Here is a 24514-nt window from a genome sequence, read left to right on the forward strand (position 1 = left end):
CTCAACGGAGCGACTGAACGGCCGGTATCACCACGTACACGACCAGCAACAGGGCCGCCACACACACCCCGGTCACCCGCCCTGCGGTGACCTCCCTCTTCCGCCCCCCACCAGGCGGCGCCCACCCAGCGCCCGGATGCGCCCCGTACGGATTGGGCGGCGGAACAGGCAGTCGCGGGGGCCGCTGGGCCATGTGTCGGTGACCTCCGGTGGCTCACTGGCTCGCTGAGCGAGGGGCTGCTTGCTGCTGCACCCTGACGACGCTGCGCTGCCCGACCGACAGTGACCCTCGGGCCAATGTGTGGTCGGAGGGTCAGGATAGCGGTCGGGGTACAGGAGGGAGAGGGGCGGCGGCGCCGTCAAACGACGGCCGCAATACAGCAGCAGGTCGCCGAGGGGGCATCGAGTGACCGGGGTGCCAGCCAGAAGTAGCCGCTCACCACTCTCAACTCACCCATGTTTGAGCCTCCGCTCGTTCCTTGAACACCCCTTCGGCTTGCCCCAGGATGAGGTCTGCCTCTCCCAGTCCAGTCGGGAAGCGGTGTCGTGTAAGGCGCAGCTTCATGGGGCAGGATTCAGACCTTCCAGGAAGTCAATGATGAGGTCTATGTCAAGGTTCGCGGCGCGGCAATACTCCTGGTCTGTTTCACTGATCGCGCTGATCATCTCCAGGAAGGTGCTGCCTGAATCATCCAGGTATTCTTGCGACAGGCGCGCCGGAATGAGAAGCCAGTTCCTCCGGGAGGAATCGAAAGCCCACTCAAGGTGCTCCGGTGCGTCGGCTGCGACGCGCTGGAACATGGCAATGGTTTCGTTTGTTGCATTCTTGTAGCGCCACCCGACGTACGGAACCTGCTCATAGCCGTACAGGGGGTGAGTGGTGAGCGGCATCTTGAACCATTCAAGTTCCCCGAAAGCGCGGAGAGCAGCCCCTGCGCGCTCGCCTCTGATTGACATCTCGGAACTCCTTCACCACAGAGGGCCATCGTAGCCGCCCTTCCTTCTGAATACTTTCTCTCCTTCGTTGACGTGTCGAAGTGCCCTCTCGTAGTCCCCCATCGGGATCGGCGACCGGCTCATCTCGGGGTCGTATACGTATCGACCGTCAGTAAAGACATCGTGGTATCGATATTCCTCGACCTGGCTGCCCATTCCGGATGGAATGTTGATGTCTGCCCCTGAAGGAGTGGTGTAGTTAACGATCTGGCCTTCCCCGCCTGTGGCACGTTGCAGGGCCTCGGCCACTTCGGAACAGTCGATGTTACCGCCTGCGGGTACTGATTTCAGTGCCTCGGTTGCGGTGGCGTGCGGAGGGTACTCAGGACTCGGATCGCGGAATTCGAACGGCCCGCGCTTGTCCTTGGGGCAGCTAAAAAGCCCGAGAGGGTCGCTCTGTGCATGCGGATTACCCACATACGTCACCGGATTAGGTGCCGGCCTCAGCCCCAACGGGTCCGGGGACAGATACCTGGCTGTCTCCGGGTCGTAGTGGCGGAAGTGGTTGTAGTGGAGGCCCGTCTCGGGGTCGAAGTATTGGCCGGGGAAGCGGAGGGGGGTGTAGGTGGTGGCGTCGGTGTTCCAGGTGGTGGTGCCCCAGAGGGTGGAGCGGGTGTGCCAGGCCGTGGTGCCGGACTCGGTGAGCAGGGCTGTGGGGGTGCCGATGAGGTCGGTGACGATGGCGAAGAAGCGGGAGTCTATGTCCCGTTGGGACGTCTCATCGGTGATGCGTTCCGTCTGGGAGATGGGGTGGAGGCCCTGGTGGTTCCAGGTGAGGGTCACCGGGTGGGGGGTCTCGCCGGTGGTGGTCTGTTCGGCCAGGGTGGGGCCATCCCAGGTGAAGTCCACCCGTTCCGATTCCGAGTGCTTCGAGACGCGGCGACCCAGCGGGTCGTATGTGTAATGCCAGACCGTCCCGTCCGGGGTCGTGACCCCGGTCAGGCGGTCTTCCGCGTCCCACGTGTAGTGCCAGGTTTCCGGTTTGCGTGAGAGGTTCTTCTTCTGGCGACTCACGACGCGGCCCGCCGCGTCGTGCTCATAGCGCAGGCGGCCCGCCGTGCGGATGCGGGTGCCGGTGTAGGTGCGGGGGCCGCGGGCCTCCGGGCTCGCGTGGGCCGCGGGCCAGTCGGCGGTCGTCTGGTTGCCCGCCTCGTCGTAGGCGTAGGTCTCCGTCCAGTCGCGGGCGTTGACCCGCGTGATGCGGCCCGCCGCATCGAGGGTGAAGCGGCTGGTGCCCTCGCGGGAGTCGTCCACCGCGGTCAGGTGACCGTCCGGTCGGTAGGTGTAGATGCGGTGCCAGTCGGCGTCGGGCGCCTCGCCCAGCACCGTTTGGCCCGTGAGGCGGCCCGCCGGGTCCCAGGTCCACGAGAGGGAGGCCGCAGCGCCGATCCGCCGTTGCTGCTCGCGGCCTGCAGCGTCGTACGAGGACGAGAGGGTGTGGTCATCGGCCGTCACCGTCGTGCGGTTGCCCGCCTCGTCGTACTCGTAGCGCGTCACCGAGCCGGTGGGTGTGGTGCGGCGGACCGGGCGGCCCAGTGCGTCGTACACGTGGGTGAGCGCACGGCCGTTGACGACCTCCGTCTTGAGGCGGCCCGCCCGGTCGTACTGGCGCAGCACTTCCGTGTCCGGGTTGCGGGCCTCTACCAGGCGGCCTGCCGGGTCGTATGCGTACGTCGTCACCGTGCCCGCCGCGTCCTTGGCCGTCATCCGGCCGAGCAGATCGCGTTCGTAGGTGATCGTGTCGCCGAGCGGCGTGGTGTGCTCGGTCAACTGGCCTGCGGCGTCGAGCGTGTAGCGCTGGGTGCGGCCGTCGAAGTCGGTTTCCGCGACCAGGCGGTCGGCACCGTCGTATTCGTACGTCCAGCTCAGGCCCTGCGGGTTGGTCACCTGACGCAGGCGCAGCCGGGTGTCGTGGGTGAAGGTGTAGCGCACGCCTTCGGGGCCGGTGCGGGCGGTGAGCAGGTCGAAGTGGGTGTACTCGTACGTTGTTTCGCCGTCCGCCGCGTCGACGTGCCGCGTGCAGTTGCCCTCGCCGTCCCACTCCCAGCGTTCGCCCGCGCCGTCGGGGCCGGTACGGCGGGCAAGGCGGCCCTCGACCGTCCACGTCAGGTGTGTGGTGTCGCCCAGCGGGTTGATGACGGCCGTCGGGCGACCGAACGCGTCCCTGCGGTAGGTAGTGACGGCGCCGAGCGGGTCGGTGATCTCCACCGGCAGGCCGGCCGTGTCGCACCGTACCCGGGTCGTGTGGCCCAGCGCGTCCGTCACGGAGGTCAGACGACCGAACCCGTCGTACGTGAAACGGGTCGTCGCTCCCGACGGGTCGGTGGCGGCCGTGCGGTTCCCGCGTTCGTCGTACTCATGCCGTCTGACCGCGCCGTCCGACTCGGTCACTTCCGTCGGCGCGCCGAGGGCGTTGTATGCGACGGAGACTGCGCCGCCGTCCGGGCGGATGACCCGCACCACGCGGCCCTCGTCATCCCGCTCCAGCCGGGTGGTGCGCCCGAGCGCGTCGGTCTGCGACAGCACACGATGGCGCACGTCCCGTTCGAAGCGGGTAGTGGCACCCGTGGGGTCGGTGACGGCGACGACCTGGTTGCGGGCGTTCACCAGGTAGTAGGTGGTCTGGCCGAAGGAAGTGGTGACCTTGGTGACGCGGTGGCCCGTCCCGGGATCGGTGGGGCTGTAGTCGAAGGCTGCGTGCATATGGCCTTCGGTGCCGGACTGCCACACGCAGCGGTCGTGCTCGTCGTAGACGTACTCGTAGTGCGAGTCGTTGGTGTCGGTCCACGAGGTGATGCGGTCGGCTTCGTCGTAACCGAAGCGCAGCGGTCGGCCGGTCGAGCCCGTGACGTCGGTGAGGTTGCCTTGTTCGTCGTAGCCGAAGCGGACGATTTCCTGGTCGGTGCCGCCCTGCGCCGCGCCCGCCAGGTGCAGGGCAGTCACCCGGCGCAGCTCCCCGTCCGTCTCGACTCGGACGTGGTAGCCGCCGGAGTGGACGAGGGCGAGCGGGGTGCCCTCTTCGTCGTACTCGAAGGTGACGCGGTTGCCGTTGCGGTCGGACACCTCCGCGAGCAGGGCCACGCCCGCGCGGTCGGCGAGATCGGTCGGGGGAGCGAAGGTGCTGGCGTGGCCGGTCTCATGGTCGGTCAGGACGTAGTCGCCGTCCGCGCGCAACTCCAGCGGCCACTGCGGGCCCTTGTCGGGAAGTACCGGTTCGCCGCCCGGCCGGGGGTGCGGGTAGGCGATCAGCAGGTTGTGCTCCCCGTGGACGACCACGGCCTCCGCGTCGACCTCCAGCCGCTGGTCGACGGTGCTCGACCAGCCCGGTCCGAACCAGCGGCCCGCGCGGTACGACGACTCGAACTGGCGGCGGAAAACCAACGGCAACACACCGGGCAGCGCCAGGTCCTCCTGCGGCATCAGCATGCGGCCGGTGGCGAAGTCGACGGGATCCTCGCCCTTTGGGCGCTCACCGTCCGGACGGTTGGCGTTGTCCGGTTCGTCCTTGAGCGACTGGAGGCCAGGGTGGTCGGGCTCGTAGTCCGGCTTGGGCGGGTACGACGGCTTGGGCGGGTGCGCGGGCGGGTGTGCGGGGTGGGCCGGGTGCTCGGCGGCCCGGGCGAGGCGGGTGCCCTTCGTCACCACACCCGCGGCTTTCCCGCCGCCCCCGGTGAGCACATCGAAAGCGCCGCCGCCGAAGAACGCCTCCGGGTCGTCGAGGAAGCTCCGGTACGCCTGCTTGAGGGCGAGGTCCGGGTGGGTGGCCAGGGTCTTCATCCCGGCGGCTGTGCTGTTGAGGTTGGTCTGGTAGTCGTCGGGGTTGAGGATGTTGTGGGGGTTGACGGGGCTCATGCCCTTGGCGAAATTGGCGGCTTCGCTGCCCGTGTTGAGGAAGCCGCCGATACGGTGTTCCACCGCCAGCAGTCCGCCCTTGAGACCGCTGCGTGCCTGCGCGCGGTACGAGGGCTTGGACGGGGCCGCGTCGCGAGCTGCCTCCATCAGCTTGTTGGCGGCCCGTGCCGCCTCGTCCCGCTGGCGGCGGGCCTCCTTCAGTTTCTCGCGGGCCTCTTCCATCTTGGCCTCGCCGGGGTCCTTCGCCGGAGGCTTGTCCGGGAGTGAGCCGGGTACGCGGTCCTCCTCGGGCATCTCGTTGTATGCCTTGACCGCGTCGTTGTAGAAGGTGACCTTCGACCTGTGCCGCTGGGAGGCATTCTTGCCCTCGTTGTAGAGCTTGATGGCCTCCTTCGCCTCGCCCTGGGCCCAGCGCACGGTGCCGGCGAAGTCGTTCAGCGCGCCCTTGGCCTTCTCGCAGGCGTCGGCCGCCTTGAACCACCGGCGGGGCTGTATCTCCACCGTCTTGCGGAAGGCGTCGGCGGCCTCGCCCTTGAGGTGCTCCGAGTCCAGCCCCTGCAGACCGCGGCCCACCCGGTTGAACGCCTTGTGGAAGTCCCGCAGATGGTTGGCGGTCGACTCCAGCTTGGAGGGCGAGCCGTGGATGAGCTTGTTCGCCTCCTCCGTCTCGCCCAGCTCCCGCTCCTGGACATCACCGCCGGTCTTGTTGGTGACCGCGTCACCCGCGTCGCGGACGAACTTGGCTCCGGGCTTCCAGCCCATCTTGTCCAGCTTGTCGGCGAGCATGTTCGAGCCCATGCCGACGACTTCGCCGCCCTTTTCGACGGCGCCCTCGATCTTGTCCTCGACAGGGTCGGGAGTGAAGTCGTGGTAAGCGTCCTTGGCGGCGTCGGACGCCTTGTCGACGAGATCCCCCAGCCCCATCAGCCGACCCCTCCCTCGCCGCCCTGACCAGGCCGCCCCGCGCCCCCACCGGGTTGCTGCCCTCCGCTCTGGCCGGGCTTGCCCTCGACCTGACCGGTGGCGAGGTCTCCGTATCCGGCCTTGTCGAGCCCCTCCTTGGAGGCATACGGGTTGCCGAACGGGTTGAGGGCGTTGACGCTGCCCTTGATCGCCCTGGACCGGTATCGGTCCTCTTCCCAGGTCATGCCCGCGGCCAGGCCCAGGCCCTCGGCGATGCCGTCCGCGTCCGCCAGCAAGCCGCGCACGCCCCATTCCCATCGCTCGCAGAAGCCCTCGAACGACTGGGACAGCGCGTCGTCGCCGACCTCCATCTTGGTCAACGACATCTCCTCGAAGCCGCTGCCCTGCGCCGCGTCGACGTCCGTGCCGATCTCCCGGAGCTCGTCCAGCGCGCCCTTGATGCCTTTGGTCAGCCGATCGACGGTCTCCTTCGGGACGTTCAACTGCCCCTTGTACGCCAGCTCGTTGCTGATCCTCTCGCCGGGCGTCAGCGGCCCGCTGTTGTCCCCCATCTCGCCTCTCCCCCCGGAGCTGCCCCTAGCCGATCGAACACGATATCCGAAAGCGACCGTGCGAACGCAAACCGTGACGGGCTCCTGTGGGAACCGGCCGTCGCGAGGGGCGGGCTGGTCCCCTGCGGGAAGCGGCCGCCGCTGCGAAGAGGCTGGACGGCGCGGGACTCGGGTATGGCTGTGGCAGAAGGATGTACCAGGGGGTGACGACCCGTGAGGAGGAAGCGCCATGCCGGCCGCCGGATGGGGGACAGGCCTCGTGCCGCGTGCCCGTGAGGTACGGGAGGGCGACGGGCCGCCCTTCGTCTGGGGCAGCGGTACCGCGCTCCTCGCCGGGCCCGGGACGGCGGGGGCCGCCCGGTGGTTGCGCGGCCAGTCCGTGCTGCCGTTCCAGGAGGGGGAGCGAGGCAACAGCAACACCCTCGAACTCCGGCTGGATGCCGGACTCGGCGCCGAGGCGTACCGGCTGGACGTCACCGCCGAACGTGCCCTGATCGAGGGCGGGGACGCGGCGGGCGTGTTCTGGGGCCTACAGACTCTGCGTCAGGCGCTGCCGCCCGCGGCGTTCCGGCGGGCCGGGGCCCTCACCTTTCTCGAGGTGCCTTCCGTCCGCGTCCAGGACGCGCCGCGGTTCGGCTGGCGTGGCCTGCTGCTGGATGTGGCGCGGCACTTCATGCCCAAGGACGGGGTGCTCCGTATCCTCGATCTGCTCGCGGCGCACAAGCTGAACGTCCTGCACCTGCACCTGACCGACGACCAGGGCTGGCGGATGGAGGTCCGGCGCTACCCGCGGCTCACCGAGGTCGGCGGCCGGCGGTCCCGTACCCGGGTCGGCCACCGTGCCTCCCCGCTGTGGGACGAGCGTCCGCACGGCGGCTGGTACACCCAGGACGACCTCCGCGAAATCGTGGCGTACGCCGCAGACCGGCACATCACCGTCGTACCCGAGATCGAGCTGCCCGGACACTCGCAGGCCGCGATCGCCGCCTACCCCGAACTCGGCAGCACGGGGACCGAAGTCGAGGTCTGGACCGACTGGGGCGTCAGCCCGCATCTGCTGGCACCCACCGACCGGGTGCTGCGCTTCTACGAGCACGTACTGGAGGAGGTGCTCGACGTCTTCCCGTCCCCCTTCATCCACATCGGTGGCGACGAGACGCCGAAGGACCAGTGGCGCGCCTCAGCGACCGCGCAGGCCCGGATGGCGCGGGAGGGGCTGGAGGACGAGGACGCGCTCCAGGCGTGGCTGGTGCGGCACTTCGACCGGTGGCTGGCCGAGCGCGGGCGGCGGATGGTGGGCTGGGACGAGATCCTTCAGGGCGGCACCCTCGCGGGCGACGGACTGACGCCGGGCGCCGTCGTCTCCTCCTGGCGGGGGTACGAGGGTGGCGTCGCGGCCGCCGAGGCGGGCCACGATGTGGTGATGTGTCCCGAGCACGAGCTGTACCTCGACCGGCGGCAGGCACCCGGCGACGAGGAGCCCATGCCACTGGGGTACGTGGCGTCGCTGCGGGACGTGTACGAGGTGCGGCCGGTGCCCGCGCGGCTGGCGGCGGCCGGGCTCGCGGGGCGGGTCCTGGGCGTGCAGGCCAATATGTGGACCGAGTGCGCGGAGAGTTCGCAACGCGTCGACTATCAGATGTTCCCCCGGCTCGCCGCCGTCGCGGAGGTCGCCTGGGCCGGGCCCGGCCACCCGTACGAGGACTTCGCGGAGCGCCTGGAGAGGGCACACCTGCCCCGCCTGGACGCCCTCGGCGTCGAGTACCGCCCCGCGACGGGGCCACGTCCCTGGCAGCGGCGGCCGGGAATTCCGGGGCGACCGCTGGGGTGAGGGCCGGTCACCCTTGGAGGTGAGGACCGGCCGCCGCCGGAGCAAGGGCCCGCCACCCGCCGGAGTGACGGTCGGCCGCCCGCGGTCAAACGGTACGAAAGGGCCCATCCCTGGCCCTCGTGCCAGGCGCGGGCCGAGATATGCCAGAGTTGCCTCGTCCGGGCTGTGAGCACGTACCGTACGGCAGTGCAGCCGGGAGCCCGGTATGTCGGGGAAGGGGCAGCAGGTTGAGCACGCACGTACGGCATGCACCAGACGGCGAACGAGCCGCGCAGGCTGTGCCCCCTGCTGTCATGCTGCCGACCACCCTGGACGAGGCCGTCTCCGCGCTCTCCGCCGTACCGGCGGCCGTGCCGGTCGCCGGGGGCACCGATCTGATGGCCGACGTCAACTCGGGGCAGCTCCGCCCCGCCGCGCTGGTCGGCCTCGGCCGGATCAGCGAGATCCGCGGCTGGTCCTACCAGGACGGGTACGCCGTGCTCGGCGCCGGCCTCACCCACGCGCGCATGGGCAGCGCCGACTTCGCCGCGCTCATCCCCGCGCTCGCCGCAGCGGCGCGCGCCGCGGGCCCCCCGCAGATCCGCAACGCGGGTACCCTCGGCGGCAACATCGTCAGCGCCTCGCCCACCGGGGACGCGCTGCCCGTACTCGCCGCGCTGGAGGCCACGCTCTCCATCGCGGGCCCGGAAGGCGCGCGCCGCGAACTGCCGGTCAGCCATCTGCTCGCCGGAATGGAGATGCTGCGGCCCAGCGAGGTCGTCGGCTATGTGAAGGTGCCGCTGCTGCACGCCCCGCAGACCTTTCTGAAGGCCACCAGCCGTACCGGACCGAGCCGCGCGCTGGCCTCCGTCGCCGTCGTGCTCGACCCGATGCGGCGCGGGGTTCGGTGCGCGGTTGGCGCCGTCGCGCCGATGCCGCTGCGCCCGCTGGAGGCCGAGCAGTGGATCGCCTCGCTCATCGACTGGGACGGGGAGCGGAGCCTGGCCCCCGAGGCGCTGTCCGCTTTCGGGGAGTACGTCGCGATGGCGTGCATCCCCGACCCGCCGCCCGAGGAGGGCGCCGACGGCACGTCCGGCGCCGTACCCCAGCTTCCGCCCGCCGCGCTGCACTTGCGGCGTACGGTGGCGACACTGGCCCGCCGAGGACTCGGGAGGGCTCTCGCATGAGCGGCACGAGTGGCACACCACAGGCACCACACGACAACGGGAACGGAAACCGGAACGGGGGCGCGGGTCCGCACGCGGGTGCGGACCCGCACGGACACGTGAACGCGCACACGGACACGGGCGAGTACGGGAACGGCGCGGGCGGCGCCGAGCAGTACGGTGCCGACCAGTACGGCGAGCAGTACCCCGGCGATCAGCACGGCCGCGAACAGTACGGCGGTGACCCGTACGGTGGCGAACAGTACGGCGACCCGTACGCGCAGGAGGCCGCGTACGGGCAGCATGTGCCCAGGAGCTGGGGCGGCGGCGAGTACGACGCCGACGCCACCGCCTTCGTCCAGCTCCCCAGCGGCGGCTTCGGTGAGTTCGCCGAGGACGTGCCGCTGGCCGCACCCGGAACGGGCCAGGGCGGCTACACGCCCCCGCCGATCGACCCGTCGTCCCACACCGCGGCGGACGGCGGCTCCGGCTCGCCCCTCCCCGCCGCCGATCCGGCCACCGGCGGCCACTGGGTGCTGCCGTTCGCGCCGGAGCACGGCGAACAGGGTGCCGGAGCCGGTGGAACGGGACAGCCGGGACCGTACGGGCAATCGGGGCCGTACGGACAGCCTGGGGCGTACGCACAGCCCGAGCAGTACGGCCCCGACGCCGGTCAGGGCCATGCGCACGGGGCGGGCGTCCCGGAGCAGGGGCAGCCGGTCAACGGCCCGAACCCGCACGGCACTCCGAACGACACCCTGGGCGGCCAGGGGAGCAGCCAGGGCGTTCCGGGCATCCCTCAGGACCCCCAGGGCGGCTCCGCCTCGTCTGCGCCCGCCGCGCCCGGCGGGTTCGGCCAGGGCGCCGCTGCCGCGCTCGCGGGCTCCCACGAGGCCCGCACCGGCCGCCGCCCCCTCGGCACGGGGGTCGCCCGCGCGGCCACCACGGACGAGAAACCCACGCCATTTGGGCCGGGTTCGCCGGGGTCGCTGGGTTCGGGGACGCCTGCTGCGGGGACGCCGGTGCCGGGCACGCCTGCCTCCGGTACGCCGATGCCGGGTACCCCAGCTTCCGATACCCCAGCTTCCGATACCCCTGCCTCGGGCACCCCCGTACCCGGGGGTCCCGGGCCCGGGGCCCAGGAGGGCGAGTCCGCGCACGCGTGGACGCCCTCGTCCCCGGCGTCGGCACCGCACTGGGACACCCCGGCTCCCGCGCCCGGAAGCGCACCGGACGCGGCCGGTCCCGGACCGCTGCCCCCGCACGAGCCGGGCACGCAGACGTGGCCGGCCGATGGTGCGCCCGGCGCCGCCACCGCGTACCGCTTCCCCAGCGCGCCCACCGCCGACCGCGCGGACGCCGCGCCCGCACACGAGCCCCAGCAGCCCGGGATCGTCGCCGGCGAGCCGCCCGCCCCGCCCGCCGGGCCGGAGAGCTACCCGGACTCCGAGGTGACCTCCCTGGCCCAGGCCGCTCCGGCACCCGTGCCGCCGCCCGCGCCCCAACCGCAGGCGGCCGAGCCCGAGTCGGACGCCGCCGCGCGAACAGAGGCCGCGGAAGCGGCCGGGCCCGGACCCGAGCCCGTATCCCAACCCGACCCCGAGCGCCCCGAGTCCGAGCAGGCCGCCACCGGAACCGAGGCCGGAACCGCGACCGGAACCGAGGCCGACCCCGGGCACCCGACCGGTGCCCCGTCCACGCCCGGGACCGACGCCGCAGCGGAGGCCGGGTCCGAGGCTGCCCCTGAGGCTGCCCCCGAGCCGGAGCCCGGGTCCGAGTCCGACCCCGCGTCCGATTCCGAGGGCGGTCGTGAAGGTGCCGCCGAGGCCGACCCGGCGGACGAGGAGAGTGCGGCGCCGCTCACCGAGGCCGTCGAGACGGAGGACGAGCATCCGCACGTCTCGTACGTCCTGCGGGTCAACGGCGTCGACCGGCCCGTCGCCAGCGCCTGGATCGGCGAGTCACTGCTGTACGTACTGCGGGAGCGGCTGGGCCTGGCCGGTGCCAAGGACGGCTGCTCGCAGGGGGAGTGCGGTGCCTGCTCGGTGCAGGTGGACGGGCGGCTGGTGGCCGCGTGTCTGGTACCGGCGGCCACCGCGGCCGGGAGCGAAGTGCGCACCGTGGAGGGGCTGTCGGCCGACGGCACGCCGTCCGACGTGCAGTGCGCGCTCGCCGAGAGCGGATCGGTGCAGTGCGGGTTCTGCGTTCCGGGCCTCGCGATGACCGTGCACGACCTGTTGGAGGGCAACCACGCCCCCACCGAGTTGGAGACCCGCAAGGCCATCAGCGGCAATCTGTGCCGGTGCTCGGGCTATCGCGGGGTGCTCGACGCGGTCCGTACGGTCGTCGAGCAGCGCGCCGCGCGGGCCGAGCGGGAGGCCGCCGAGGCGGAGGCCCAGGAACCGGCACAGGCCCACGCCCAGTCCCAGGCAGCCATCGACCAGCAGTACGCCGGCCACGGGCAGCACCCCGGCCACGCCGACCACGGCCAGGGCGGCTTCGCCCCGCAGGGCGGATACGCGCACGGCGGGTACGAGCAGCAGCCGGGCGGCGGCTACGGGCCCGGAGCGTACGACGAAGGCGCGGCCTACGGCGGAGTGCCCTACGAACAGGGCGGCCACGAACAGGGCGGCCACCAACAGGGTGGCTACGGACCCGACGGTTATGGCTACGACGCCGCGTACCCCGACGGCGCGTACCCCGACGGCCCGTACGACGACGGCACCTACGGCGCGCACATCCCGCACCAGACCCGGCACCCCGAGAACGGCGGCGAGTCGTGATGCGTACCCGGCATGGTGGCAAGCTGCGCAGCGCAAGGGTGACCGCGCCCCGAAACCGGCTCACCGGAACGCACCCACGCACAGAAAGGCGGCGGCATGACGGAAACGGCTGACGGTCACACCGGCGTCGGTCCCGGCGCGGGCGCCCCCGGCACCGGTGCGCTGGGCACGCACGGTGAGCCCGAGCCGCACGGCCTGGGCGCCTCCGTCCTGCCCACCGACTCCTACGCCAAGGCGCAGGGCACCTTCCCCTACGCCGCCGACCTGTGGGCCGAGGGGCTGCTGTGGGCCGCGGTGCACCGGTCGCCGCACCCGCACGCCCGCATCCTGTCGATCGACACCGAAGAGGCCGCCAAGATGCCCGGCGTCCGGGCGGTCATCACCCACGAGGACGTACCCGGCGACTCCGCGCACGGGCGCAAGATCGCCGACCAGCCGGCGTTCGCGCGGGACATGGTGCGCTACTACGGCGAACCGATCGCCGCCGTCGCGGCCGACCACCCCGACACGGCGCGGCTGGCAGCGGCCGCCGTCGCCGTCGAGTACGAGGTGCTGGAGCCGGTCACCGACCCCGAGAAGTCGTTCGAGGCCGAGCCGCTGCACCCGGACGGCAACCTGCTGCGCCACATCCCGCTGCGCTACGGTGACCCCGAGGCGACCGGAGAGGTCGTCGTGGAAGGGCTCTACCGGATCGGACGGCAGGACCCGGCACCCATCGGCGCCGAGGCGGCACTGGCCGTCCCCCGGCCGGACGGCGGCGTCGAGCTCTACACCGCCTCCACCGACCCGCACACCGACCGCGACCTGGCAGCGGCCTGCTTCGGACTCCCGCCCGAGCAGGTCAAGATCGTCGTCACCGGGGTGCCAGGGGCCATGGGCGACCGCGAGGACGCGGCGCTTCAGGTCCCGCTGGGACTGCTGGCCATGCGCACCGGCTGCCCGGTGAAGATCGCCCTCAACCGCGAGGAGTCCTTTCTCGGCCACGCACACCGCCACCCCACCCTGCTGCGCTACCGCCACCACGCGGACAGCGACGGCACGCTGGTCAAGGTGGAGGCGCAGATCCTGCTGGACGGCGGCGCCTACGCGGACACCTCCTCCGACGCCCTGGCCGCCGCCGTCTCGTTCGCCTGCGGCCCGTACGTGGTGCCGCACGCGGTGATCGACGGCTGGGTCGTACGCACCAACAACCCGCCGTCCGGCCACCTGCGCGGCGAGGGCGCCATGCAGGTGTGCGCCGCGTACGAAGGGCAGATGGACAAGCTCGCCGAGCGGCTGGGGCTCGACCCGGCCCAGGTGCGGGCCCGCAATGTGATGGCGACGGGTGATCTGCTGCCCACCGGCCAGACCGTCACCTGCCCGGCACCCGTGGCCGAACTGCTCGACGCCGTCCACGAGGCGCCGCTGCCGCCGCTGCCCAAGGACGCGCCCGAGGAGGAGTGGCTGCTGCCCGGCGGGCCCGAGGGCGCCGGCGACCCCACGGCGGTGCGCCGTGGGGTCGGTTACGCGCTCGGCATGGTGCACATGCTCGGAGCCGAGGGCACCGACGAGGTGTCCACGGCGACGGTGAAGGTCAACGGGCCCGTGGCCACCGTGATGTGCGCGGCCGTCGAGTCCGGGCAGGGCTTCGACACACTGGCCCGGCAGATCGTCCAGGAAGTCCTCGGCGTCGAGGAAGTGCACGTCGCCTCCGTGGACACGGACCAGCCCCCCTCCGGGGCGAGTGGCCGCGGGCGGCACACCTGGGTGTCGGGCGGCGCGGTGGAGCGCGCCGCCAAGATGGTGCGTACGCAGCTGCTGCAGCCGCTCGCGGCCAAGTTCGGCATGTCCACGGAGCTGCTGACCATCGCCGACGGCAAGATCACCTCCTATGACGGGGTGCTCTCGACGACGGTGGCCGAGGCGCTGGAGGGCAAGGAGCTGTGGGCGACCGCGCAGTGCCGCCCCCATCCGACGGAACCGCTGGACGAATGGGGCCAGGGCGACGCGTTCGTCGGTCTCGCGTTCGCGGCGGTGCGCGCTGTCGTCGACGTCGACATCGAGTTGGGCTCGGTGCGGGTGGTCGAGGTCGCCCTCGCTCAGGACGTCGGCGCAGTGCTGAACCCCCGCCAGTTGCGGGCCCGCCTGGAGGCGGGGGTCACCCAGGGCATCGGCACCGCTCTGACGGAGCACCTGCGGGTGGCCAAGGGCGTGGTGCGGCACGCCGATTTCACGGCTTACGCGTTGCCCACGGCGTTGGACACGCCCGATATCCGGGTGGTCAAGCTCGTGGAGGAGCGGGATGTGGTGGCGCCGTTCGGGGCGAAGGCGGCTTCGTCCGTGCCGGTTGTCGTGACGCCGGCAGCGGTGGCCGGCGCGGTGCGGGCTGCGACGGGGCGCCCTGTGAATCGGCTCCCCATCCGGCCCCAGGCGGCCGTAGCGCCGGTGTAAGGGCTGCGCCCTCGGGACCCGCCTTCGGGGGCGTGTCTTTGATGGGGCTCCGCCCCCCTGGGGCCCCTTCCGCAATCCCGAGCCCCATGGACGTAAAGAGCATCCCCTCAGTGGTGCCGGTCCTTGGAGCGGTCGGTGACGACCCTGCGGGTGGTGGCACTCGTATGGCACCAGGTGACGCCAGGTGGTGCCATACGATATCTGCGCAAGTCAGAGTAGGGTTGAGGTGTCGAGGTTTCAGTAGGGGTTGCCGGTGGCGCCATTTTGGTGCCATCATGGCGTCATGGATCTCACCCCGTATGTCGATTCCCTCCGCCGTGAGCTCGCGGTGGCCGCCGAGGCCGGTGGGGAGGACGCGCGCGAGCTGGCCGAGCGGCTCACCGCTCCGCTGGAGTCGGCGACTCGGCTGACCATTCTCAACGTGCTCTCGGCCGCGATGGACGAGATCACCCGGGAGCTCGCACCCGGCTCGGTCGACGTACGGCTGCGCGGGCTCGACCCCGACTTCGTGGTGACGCCGCCGCCCACGGACGGCGGCCCCGCGGAACTGGTCGCTGCTCCTGCCGAACCCCTCAAGGCCGAGGGGGACGAGGGCGGTACCGCACGCGTCAATCTTCGGCTGCCGGCCCATCTCAAGGCGCGCGCCGAGGAGGCGGCGAGCCGGGAGGGTTTGTCGGTCAACGCGTGGCTGGTGCGGGCCGTGTCGGCCGCGGTCGACGGCGGTGCGCGGCCGACGGAGCGGACCCGCACCCTCGGACAGAACTTCACGGGCTGGGTGCGCTAGCCGCCCCCCTCTGCTTCACCTCCACCACGTCCCACCAGCGGGGACGCCCCAAGGACTCACGAGGACGGTACAGCCATGCCTTCTTTCGACACTCCGGCACCGATCGCGGTCACCGCCCACGTGGGCGCCGGTTCCATCCAGTTCACTGCGGGGGACCGCCCCGACACGGTCGTCGAGGTGCGGCCCCGCGACCCGAAGCGGGACAAGGATGTGCGGGCCGCCGAGCAGACCGAGGTCTCGTTCGCGAGCGGTCTTCTGACGGTCAAGACCAAGGAGCGGGTCTTCATCGGGCCCGGCGGCCTCGTCGACGTGACGGTCGAACTGCCCACGGGTTCGAGCGTCGAGGTGACCGGTTCCTGGACCCAGGTGCTCGGCGAGGGCCGACTCGGCGAGGTCCGCGTGAAGACCTCGGGCGGTGACGTCCGCCTCGACACGACGGGACCGCTCCGGCTCGCCGCCTCCTACGGATCGGTCACCGTCGAGCAGATCGAGGGCGCCGCCGAGATCACCACCAACTTCGGCAGCCTGCGCGTCGGCCTCATCGACGGCCCCGCCGTCCTGAAGAACTCACACGGCACCACGATGGTCGGCGCCGCGACCGGTGAGCTGCAGGTGAAAGGCGCCAACGGCGACATCGACATCGCGCGCGCCGAGGACTCGGTCACGGCCGCCACGGCCCACGGCACCCTGCGCGTCGCCGATGTCGCCTGCGGCACCGTCAAGTTGGATACCTCCTACGGCGCCATCGAGGTCGGCATCCGCGAGGGCACTGCCGCCTGGCTGGACGTCAGCTCCGACCGAGGGCAGGTACGCAACACGCTGACCGCCTCCGAGGCCCCGGAGGAGACCGAGGACACCGTCAAGGTCCGTGCCCGGACCCGCTACGGCAACATCGACATCCGCCGCGCCCGCGCCTGAGCTCCGGCCCCTCACCTCAGTCACTTCAACCCCTTAACGGGAGGGCTCCATGCCTTCATCTGTCATGCCCACGTCCAGCCCACCCGCCGTCTCCGCCGTCGGCCTGCGCAAGTCCTACGGCGACAAGACCGTGCTGGACGGCATCGATCTGCACATCCCGGCCGGTTCGGTCTTCGCCCTCCTCGGCCCGAACGGCGCCGGCAAGACCACGGCGGTGAAGATCCTCTCCACGCTGATCACCGCCGATGGCGGGCAGGCGCAGGTCGCGGGCCACGATCTGTCGACTGACGCACAGGCGGTGCGCGCCGCGATAGGCGTCACCGGTCAGTTCTCCGCCGTGGACGGCCTGATCACGGGCGAGGAGAACATGCTCCTGATGGCGGACTTGCACCACCTCTCGCGTCGTGAGGGCCGACGCGTCACGGCCGAACTCCTGGAACGCTTCGATCTCGTCGACGCGGCGAAGAAGCCCGCCTCCACCTACTCCGGCGGTATGAGACGCCGCCTGGACATCGCGATGACGCTGGTCGGCAGCCCCCGGATCATCTTCCTGGACGAGCCGACCACCGGCCTGGACCCGCGCTCGCGCCACAACATGTGGCAGATCATCCGTGAGCTGGTCTCGGGCGGGGTCACCGTCTTCCTCACCACGCAGTACCTGGAGGAGGCCGACGAACTCGCCGACCGCATCGCGCTCCTGAGCGACGGAAAGATCGCCGCCCAGGGCACCGCCGACGAGCTCAAGCGCCTCATTCCCGGCGGCCACATCCGCCTCCGCTTCACCGACCCGGCCGCCTACCAGACAGCCGCCTCCGCCCTGCGCGAAGCCACCACCGACGAGGAAGCGCTGGCGCTCCAGTTCCCCTGCGACGGCAGTCAGCGCGAGTTGCGCTCTCTCCTGGACTGGCTGGAATCGGCCGGTATCGAGGCGGACGAGCTGACGGTGCACACCCCCGACCTGGACGACGTGTTCTTCGCCCTGACCACCACCCGGCCCAAGGAGACCACCCGATGAGCACCCTGTCCCTCGCCGTCCGCGACTCGACCACCATGCTGCGCCGCAACCTCCTGCACGCGCGCCGCTACCCCTCCCTCACCCTGAACCTGCTACTGACCCCGATCATGTTGCTCCTGCTCTTCGTCTACGTCTTCGGTGACACGATGAGCGCCGGCATCGACGGCGGCGGCCCGGACCGCTCCGCCTACATCGCCTACATCGTCCCTGGCATCCTGCTGATGACCATCGGCGCCACCCCTGCGGGGACGGCCGTCTCCGTGTCCATGGACATGGCGGAAGGCATCATGGCCCGCTTCCGCACCATGGCCATCCACCGCCCCTCGATCCTGGTCGGCCACGTCGTGGGCAGCGTCCTGCAGTCGGTCCTCAGCGTCATCGTCGTCGGCGCGGTCGCGGTGGCCATCGGCTTCCGTTCCACGGATGCCACAGCGCTGGAGTGGCTGGCGGCGTTCGGCCTCATCGCACTGGTCGCTCTCGCGCTGACCTGGATCGCGGTGGGTATGGGCCTGTCCAGCCCCAATGCCGAGGCGGCCAGCAACAACGCCACCCCCTTGATCATCCTCCCCCTCATCTCCAGCGCCTTCGTACCTCTCGACGCGATGCCGGGCTGGTTCCAGCCGATCGCGGAGTACCAGCCCTTCACCCCCGCCATCGAAACCCTGCGCGGCCTCCTGCTGGGCACCGACATCGGCCACAACGCCTGGCTGGCGATCACCTGGGCCCTCGCCCTCACCGTCCTGGGCTACCTCTGGTCCACCTCCCAGTTCAACCGCGACCCGAAATAGCCCCCTCCCGCAGGGTCGTCACCGACCGCTCCAGGGACCGGCACCACTGAGGGACTGCTGAAAGTCAATGGGGTTCGGGATTGCGGCAGGGGGGTCCTAGGGGGGCGAAGCCCACCTAGCGGGGGGCTGTTGGGGGGCGGAGCCCCCCGACACGACCTGTCGGCGCAAGCCGAAGCAACAAACGGGGCGTGCGTCCACAAGCGGGGGGCCACCCCGTGAGGGGTTCGCCCCCCGACACGACCTGTCGGCGCAAGCCGGGACGCAAACGGGGCGTGCGTCCACAAGCGGCGGGCCACCCCGTGAGGGGTTCGCCCCCCGACACGACCACTCGGCGGCGAGCCGGGACACAAACGGGGCGTGCGTCCACAAGCGGGGGCACCCCGTGAGGGGTTCGCCCCCCGACACGACCTGTCGGCGCAAGCCGGGACGCAAACGGGGCGTGCGTCCACAACCCACGGCACCCCGCAAGAGGTCAGGTCGTCAAGAGGACGCCCCCGTACGAGGCGCCGGCGATGACGAGCCAAGCGCTGAGGCCAAGCGCAGCGACCCGCAACCCGGTCCGCGTCAACGACGGCAGGTGCACCGCGCTGCCGAGCCCGAAGAGCGCGGCAGCCAACAGGACTTCCTGAACGCGCGCCGCACCGTCGAGCCCCGCGGCCGGCACCAGGCCCGTCGTACGGAGAACGACCATGGCGAGAAAGCCCACAACGAAAAGGGGCACCAACGGGGGCCTCGAACCGGGCCGCCCCGCCCCGTGGGCGTCGGCCCCACCGGCGTCGGCCCCACCGGCGGCCCTCCCAGCGACGTCCACCCGACGCCGTCGCCCCGCAGCAACCACACACGCCACCAACGGCGCCAGCATCATCACGCGCAGGAGCTTCACCAGCACCGCCTGGCCCAGCGCCGCAGGCCCCGCGGTCTGGGCCGTGGCGACCACCTGTCCCACGTCGTGCACCCCGGCACCGACCCAGCGGCCGAACTCTCCGGCGTCCAACCCCAACGGCCCCCGCAGCAGCGGCAGTACGGCGATGGCCAGCGTGCCGCACAGTGTCACCAGGGCGACGGACGTGGCAACGTCCTCCTCCTCACTGCCCCGCACCTCGCTGACGGCGCCGATGGCGGACGCGCCGCAGATGGAGTAGCCGGTCGCGACGAGCAGTGGTTGGTCACCCCGCAGCCCCAGCTTGCGCCCCAGCCATACGGTGCCGAAGAAGGTGGCGACGACGACACACGCCACCATGGCAACCGTCGCCCATCCGAGTCCCAGCACATCGCTCAGCGCGAGCTTCAGGCCGAGCAGCACGATGCCGAGCCGCATCAGCCGCTTGCCCGCCAAGGTCAGCCCCGGGCGTGCGGCCCCGCGCACCAGTCCGCGCAGCCCTGGCAGGTGCGCCGCGGCGATGCCCAGCACCACTGCCACCGTCAGCATGGGTACGGCGGGCACCAGCAGGTGCACCGTCGATGCGGCGGCCACGCCCAGCGCGGCCAGCGCGAGCCCGGGCAGCCGACTCGGCTTCCGGGCTGCATCTGCGACGGCGGCCCCCGAGGCGGCCGTGCCCCGCGAACTCGCGGAGCCCCGCGAAGCCGCAAACGCCCACGAGCCCGCAGAACGCGAGGTCTCAGAACGCGAGCCCGCATCCCGCGAGCCCGCATCCCGCGAGCCCGAATCCCGCAAGCCCCCAGCCCGCGAGCCCCGCGCCCGCGAGGTCCCAGAAGCAGCCGCGCCTCGCCCCCGATCCCCCAGCAACGCCATCAGGCGTCGGCCGGGTCGACCGGGTCGGCCGCATCGACCGGCAGGTCGTAAACGCGGCGCACGCTGCTCCCGAGCCGAGAGATGTCCGCACCATAGATGTGCAGGGAGACGGCGACCGAGTCGCACCCGTTCCAGACGCGGTGGATGTCACCGGGAGGCGCGAACCCGCACACCGCGCCGACCGGGTTGACGACGTCCTCCGTGGCGACGAGCCGTGCGCTGCCGCCGGCGGCCGCGTCGGCGGGCAGCAGCCGGTAGCGGCGCTCGTGCTCTTCCCCCTGGTGGACGCCGGTGACGCACCAGGAGACGTGGTCGTGAACGGAGGTGCCCTGGCCGGGCAGCCACACCAGCGCGACGACGGAGAAGCTGCCGTCGCTCTCGGCGTGCAGCACGTGCTGGCGGTAGCGATCCGGGTCGGGCTCGCACTGTGCGTCGGTCAGCAGGTCATCCGCGCCCAGGTGCGGGGCCAGCTTCTCGCCGACCAGATACGCGGTCACATCCGGCGGCAGCCCCCTGCCGACGGCCTCGCGTACATCCGCGATGAGGGCGCGCATGCGCCCCGTCGTCCCCGCCGTGGAGGCAGCGGTCGTCGTGGTCGTCGTCGCTGTCATACGGGCAGCGTCGCGGCGGCCATCCATCACGTCCAACGACGGTTCGTTGGGGACTCCCTCAATTCTGCTTATGGGTGCCCGGCGGCCGGCCGAGCACCCTCAGCAGCCCACCCGCCGCTCCGCCACCGCGCGCAGCGCCTCCAGTACCCGCGCGGTCGCCGGTATCTCCAGGTGCTCGCGCAGTACGTACGCCGAGACCTGGCGGCGCGAGGCGGGGTCCAGGGCGCGGCCCGTCACCTTCTTGTGGACGAGGAACGACAGCACGAGGCCCGGCACCATGGCGACGCCCAGGCCCTCGGCGACCAGGCTCTGGACGACCAGGTTGTCGTCGGTGGTGAAGGCGATCTCGGGCGCGAAGCCCAACTCGGCGCACTCGTGCAGGAAGTTGGCCCGGCAGCGCAGGCAGCCGGCGATCCAGCGCTCGTCGGCCAGCTCGCGAAGCCGTACCGCGCGGCGCCGGGCCATCGGGTGCCCGATCGGCAGCAGCACGGTGAGCTGGTCCTCCAGGAGCGGTATCTCCACCAGCTCCCCGGGCACCTGTTCGCGCAGGCCGGGGTAGGTGAAGGCGAGGGTGATGTCGCACTCGCCGCGTACCACCCGGCGCAGCGACTCGGGCGGTTCGTCCTCCTGGAGCTCGACCCGGATGCCGGGGTGCTCGGCGGCCAGTTCGGCGAGGGCTTCGGGGACCAGGGTGGCGCCCGCACTGGGGAAGGCGCATACGGTGACCTTTCCGGCCTGGAGTCTGGTGAGGGACTCCATCTGCTGCCGGGCTGTGCGGATGCTCTCCAGGATCGCCTCGGAGTGGCGTGCCAGGGCCTGGCCCGCCTCGGTGAGCCGCATCCGGCGGCCGACGCGGATGAACAGCGGGGTGCCGACGGACCGTTCGAGCGCTTTCATCTGCTGGGTGATCGCGGGCTGGGTGTAGCCCAGTGCGCGGGCCGCGGCGGAGTAGGAGCCCGCTCGCACCACTTCGTGGAAGGTCTGGATGTGCCGCGAGTCGAACATGCCCCGAACCCTATGCAGGGGTAGAACCATAAGCAGATTTTGGGGTGGGTGTCGGCTGGCGCGTATCCGCTTCTGGATCACTCCGACGCATCACTCAGCTGCATCACTCAGGTGCATCACTCAGGTGCATCACTCACTTGTGCTGCCGTCCCGGTGGTCTCCTCGGTCCCGGCCGCCCCGGTCACCACAGCGGTGGCCGGACGAGGCCGGGCCTCGTCCGCCTCGGGACGCAGCCGTCCCGCCACCCATACGCCGATGAGCGCGACGACGGCGGAGACTGCGTACACGGCCGTGAACGCCGCCGGCTGTGCCCCGTCGGCACCACCGGCTCCCGCGTCCGGGGCGGCTTCGGTCACCGTGACCGCGCCGCCGCCGAGCGCCGCGAAGAGGGCGCCGGTCAGGGCGAGCAGCAGGACGTTGGACAGGCCGTCGCTCAGCTGCAGGGCAGCGGAGTTGCGCCCGGCCTCCCGGGGCGCCGAGAGGCCCAGCAGCAGCACGCTCAGCGAGGAGATGGTCAGGCCCATGCCGAAGCAGCCGATGCCCATGGCCAGTGCGAGCGTCCATACGGGTACCGACTCCACCAGCACCAGCGGCGCGTAGCCGATGGCGAGGGTGACCAGCGTCATGCCGGTCTGGACGAGGCGCTGCCGGTGCGGTTCCAGCCGGGGCCGCGACTGGGTGAAGGAGCCCAGCGCCCACAGCGCGCCCCCGGCGGCCAGGGTGAGTCCGGCGAGGGTGACCGACAGCCCGCGCTGGGTCACCAGCATCAGCGGAACGAAGCTCTCGGCTACGACGTAGGAGCCGGCCGCGATGCCGCGCAGCAGGACCACGGCGGGCAGGCCGCGTGCCGCCCGTGCGGTCCCGCGGGGGAGCAGCACCCGCAGCGCGAAGACCAGCAGGGCGACGCCCGCGGCTGCGGGCAGCAGCGCGAGGGGGCGCAGGTCCTGCCCGGCGTACTGGAGCAGTCCGGCGCCCAGCGCGACGACGACCGCGAGCCGGATACGCCGTCCGCCCGTTGCGGACTCGGCCGGGCCGCCCGGGGCCGCGTCGCCGTCGGACTCGCGGGAGGCGTCCTCGGGCGGGCCCGAGGCCCGGCGTCTGAGGGGCGGCAGCATCACCAGCAGCGGCAGCGCCACGAGCACCGGGATGCCGAGGAAGACCCAGCGCCAGCCCAGCTGTTCGGCGACGGTGCCGGCGATCAGCGGGCCGACGACGGACGGCACCACCCAGGAGGCGGCGAACGCGGCCATGACGGTGGGCCGCAGCCGCTCGGGGTAGGCGCGGCTGACGGTGACGTAGAGCGCGACGATCACCAGCCCGCCGCCGACGCCCTGCACGGCCCGGCCGAGTACGAAGACCCACATGGCCACGGCGGTGCCGGACAGTACGAGGCCACCGGCGAAGAGCGCGATGCCGGTGGCCAGTGGGGGCAGCGGTCCTCTCCGGTCGCACCACTGCCCCGAGGCGACCATGCCGACGACGGAGGTGGTGAAGAACGCGGAGAACGCGTACGCGTAGAGGGAGATGCCGTTCAGCTCGTCGGCGGCCAGCGGCATGGCCGTGCCCACCGCCGTCGCCTCGAAGGCGATGAGGAGGACGACGGAGACGATGCCGAACGTCAGCGGCCGGTGGGCGGCGCCGAGCACGGATTCCGCACGGAGCTCCACCGGGTCGGAGGGCGGGGGCAGGGCGTCGCTGTCGGTCTCGGTCGCTGGCATGCTCACCACGGTAAGTGCCACCTGTGACAGGCGACACCTACCGTGGTTGCTCAGACCGCTCGTCCGCTGGTCCTAGGCCGTACGGAGGTCAGGGCCGGGTCGGTGCGGCGGCCGGGCCTCCCCGGCCTCAGCCCTTGACCAGCTTCAAGTACGTGTCCCAGTTCCAGTGCTTGCCGGGGTCGGTGTGGTCGTTCCCGGGCAGCTCGTTGTGGCCGACTATGTGCTTGCGGTCGAGCGGGACGCTGTGCTTGTCCGCCAGATGGCGGGTCAGCTTCGCGGAGGAGCGGTACATCGAGTCGGTGAACCAGGAGGGGTCGTCGACGTACCCCTCGTGCTCGATGCCCAGCGCGGAGGCGTTGGCGCTCCTGGCGTGGTACGCGGTGTCCGCGTCCCGCACCATCTGGGTGACAGCGCCGTCCTTGGAGCGCACCACGTAGTGGGAGCTGACCTGCGCCTCGGGGTTCTGGAACCAGCTGATGGTGCCCGCGTACGAGCCCTGCGTCACATGGACGACGATCTTGTCGATCTTGGCGTTGCGGCCCTTGGCGAAGTTGTTGCCGTTGGCCGGGACCCATGTGGCGTCGGGGTAGTCCGGGCTCTGCTTCGCGGGCCCCGCGGCGGCCGGCTTGCCCTTCTCTGGGTGGACGGCCTGTCCCTGGACGGTGATCCGCTCGCCGTCGGGTGTGCTGCCGCGGACGCCCTTTTCGAGGATCTTGTAGACGTCGTCGGCGTACATCCGCGCCACGGTGCCCTTGCCGCCGCCGTAGCGGGCGACGGCCTGGTACCAGGCGTCCACGTCGTCGCGCTCGGCCGCGCTCAGGCCGAGCTTGTCGGCGTGGGCGCGCAGGACCGCGGCACCGCCGTGGATGTTGGCGTCGGTGTTCTCGCGCAGCTCGGTGACGGACTCGCCTGTGATCTCGGCCGCCTGTTCGAGGGTGTGCCGTGAGGGGTTGCTGACCAGGTGCATCACACCGAAACCGTGGGCCTGGCTGGGCTTGCCGTCGTGGCCGTCGAAGTGCGTCTCGCCGTAGCCGACGGCCGCCAGTACGTCCCGTGGCACGTCGTACTTCTCGGCGGCGGCCTCGAAGGACTCGTTCATCGAGGGGTCCTCGCTCGGTCCCGCCGTCGCCGACTGGACGCCGACGAACAGCGCACCGGAGGCGAGGATGGTGCCGAGGGATGCGGCGACGGCGACCCGGACGCGCTTTCGCGCTCTGCGGGCATGCGTGGGTGAAGCCATGTCTGCTCCTGTGGTGGGGGGATGGAGCTCAGGCGCCTGGGGCGTCACAGTACAGATGTGGCTAGTGCATGACAACGGCCGTATGAGAACCGGGAGTTGGGGCGCGAGCAACCAGCAACCCACCCGCACCCGGGAGACATCCGAAGCCCCAACGGCGAAAAGCCGGCGCC

General features: G+C 71.5%; 14 protein-coding genes and 2 pseudogenes. 8 read left to right on the top strand and 8 right to left on the bottom strand.

Annotated features, from left to right (window positions below):
• Positions 1-561 precede the first annotated feature (561 nt).
• From HC362_RS20900 to HC362_RS20910, 3 genes are read right to left on the bottom strand one after another with little or no spacing between them, the layout of a single operon-like run.
• Entirely contained in the window at positions 562-957 is a 396-nt protein-coding gene (locus HC362_RS20900) for a hypothetical protein (RefSeq protein ID WP_243085545.1), read from the bottom strand.
• Positions 958-969: 12 nt separating this feature from the next.
• On the bottom strand, positions 970-5772 hold the full coding sequence (locus tag HC362_RS20905) for a putative T7SS-secreted protein (RefSeq protein ID WP_243085546.1): 4803 nt from the start codon (positions 5770-5772) through the stop codon (positions 970-972).
• Positions 5772-6323: a hypothetical protein gene (locus HC362_RS20910; RefSeq protein WP_243085547.1), complete on the bottom strand. Its 552-nt coding sequence runs from the start codon at positions 6321-6323 to the stop codon at positions 5772-5774. Before HC362_RS20910 ends, HC362_RS20905 begins: the two co-directional genes overlap by 1 nt.
• A gap of 229 nt (positions 6324-6552) precedes the next feature.
• On the opposite strand from HC362_RS20910, the gene HC362_RS20915 reads away from it, so the two are divergent.
• From HC362_RS20915 to HC362_RS20950, 8 genes and pseudogenes are all read left to right on the top strand, one after another.
• The gene (locus HC362_RS20915) at positions 6553-8154 is read left to right on the top strand and encodes a beta-N-acetylhexosaminidase (RefSeq protein WP_243085548.1); all 1602 of its coding nucleotides are present in this window, start codon (positions 6553-6555) and stop codon (positions 8152-8154) included.
• Positions 8155-8447: 293 nt separating this feature from the next.
• A complete protein-coding gene (locus HC362_RS20920; protein WP_243085549.1) occupies positions 8448-9320 on the top strand; it encodes an FAD binding domain-containing protein in 873 nt (290 codons plus the stop codon).
• Between the two features lie 1697 nt (positions 9321-11017).
• Positions 11018-12082, top strand: a pseudogene (locus HC362_RS20925) ((2Fe-2S)-binding protein); the annotation flags it as partial.
• Between the two features lie 96 nt (positions 12083-12178).
• Entirely contained in the window at positions 12179-14512 is a 2334-nt protein-coding gene (locus HC362_RS20930; protein WP_243085550.1) for a molybdopterin cofactor-binding domain-containing protein, read from the top strand.
• Positions 14513-14795: 283 nt separating this feature from the next.
• A complete protein-coding gene (locus HC362_RS20935) occupies positions 14796-15296 on the top strand; it encodes a toxin-antitoxin system HicB family antitoxin (protein ID WP_243085551.1) in 501 nt (166 codons plus the stop codon).
• 75 nt (positions 15297-15371) lie between these two features.
• Positions 15372-16214 (top strand): DUF4097 family beta strand repeat-containing protein, encoded by an 843-nt coding sequence (locus tag HC362_RS20940; protein ID WP_243085552.1) that lies wholly within the window; start codon positions 15372-15374, stop codon positions 16212-16214.
• Between the two features lie 49 nt (positions 16215-16263).
• Entirely contained in the window at positions 16264-17229 is a 966-nt protein-coding gene (locus HC362_RS20945; protein WP_243085553.1) for an ATP-binding cassette domain-containing protein, read from the top strand.
• Complete coding sequence (locus HC362_RS20950; RefSeq protein ID WP_243085554.1) at positions 17226-18017, top strand: ABC transporter permease; 792 nt, start codon at positions 17226-17228, stop codon at positions 18015-18017. The genes HC362_RS20945 and HC362_RS20950 overlap by 4 nt, the downstream gene beginning before the upstream one ends.
• Before the next feature lie 472 nt (positions 18018-18489).
• Here the strand turns inward: HC362_RS20950 and HC362_RS20955 are convergent, their stop codons facing one another.
• From HC362_RS20955 to HC362_RS20975, 5 genes and pseudogenes are all read right to left on the bottom strand, one after another.
• Entirely contained in the window at positions 18490-19506 is a 1017-nt protein-coding gene (locus HC362_RS20955; protein WP_279240183.1) for a putative sulfate exporter family transporter, read from the bottom strand.
• Positions 19507-19769: 263 nt separating this feature from the next.
• Positions 19770-20381, bottom strand: a complete 612-nt coding sequence (locus HC362_RS20960) for a cysteine dioxygenase family protein (RefSeq protein WP_243085556.1) — start codon at positions 20379-20381, stop codon at positions 19770-19772.
• Between the two features lie 99 nt (positions 20382-20480).
• Positions 20481-21386 carry a LysR family transcriptional regulator gene (locus tag HC362_RS20965; RefSeq protein ID WP_243085557.1) on the bottom strand — a complete coding sequence of 302 codons (906 nt, stop codon included), beginning with the start codon at positions 21384-21386 and terminating at the stop codon, positions 20481-20483.
• A 116-nt stretch (positions 21387-21502) separates the two neighbouring features.
• Positions 21503-23104: an MFS transporter gene (locus HC362_RS20970; RefSeq protein ID WP_243085558.1), complete on the bottom strand. Its 1602-nt coding sequence runs from the start codon at positions 23102-23104 to the stop codon at positions 21503-21505.
• Positions 23105-23234: 130 nt separating this feature from the next.
• Positions 23235-24344, bottom strand: a pseudogene (locus HC362_RS20975) (N-acetylmuramoyl-L-alanine amidase); the annotation flags it as partial.
• Positions 24345-24514 lie beyond the last annotated feature (170 nt).

It is taken from the genome of Streptomyces sp. 891-h (genome assembly GCF_022760275.1).
GTDB lineage: Bacteria > Actinomycetota > Actinomycetes > Streptomycetales > Streptomycetaceae > Streptomyces > Streptomyces spirodelae.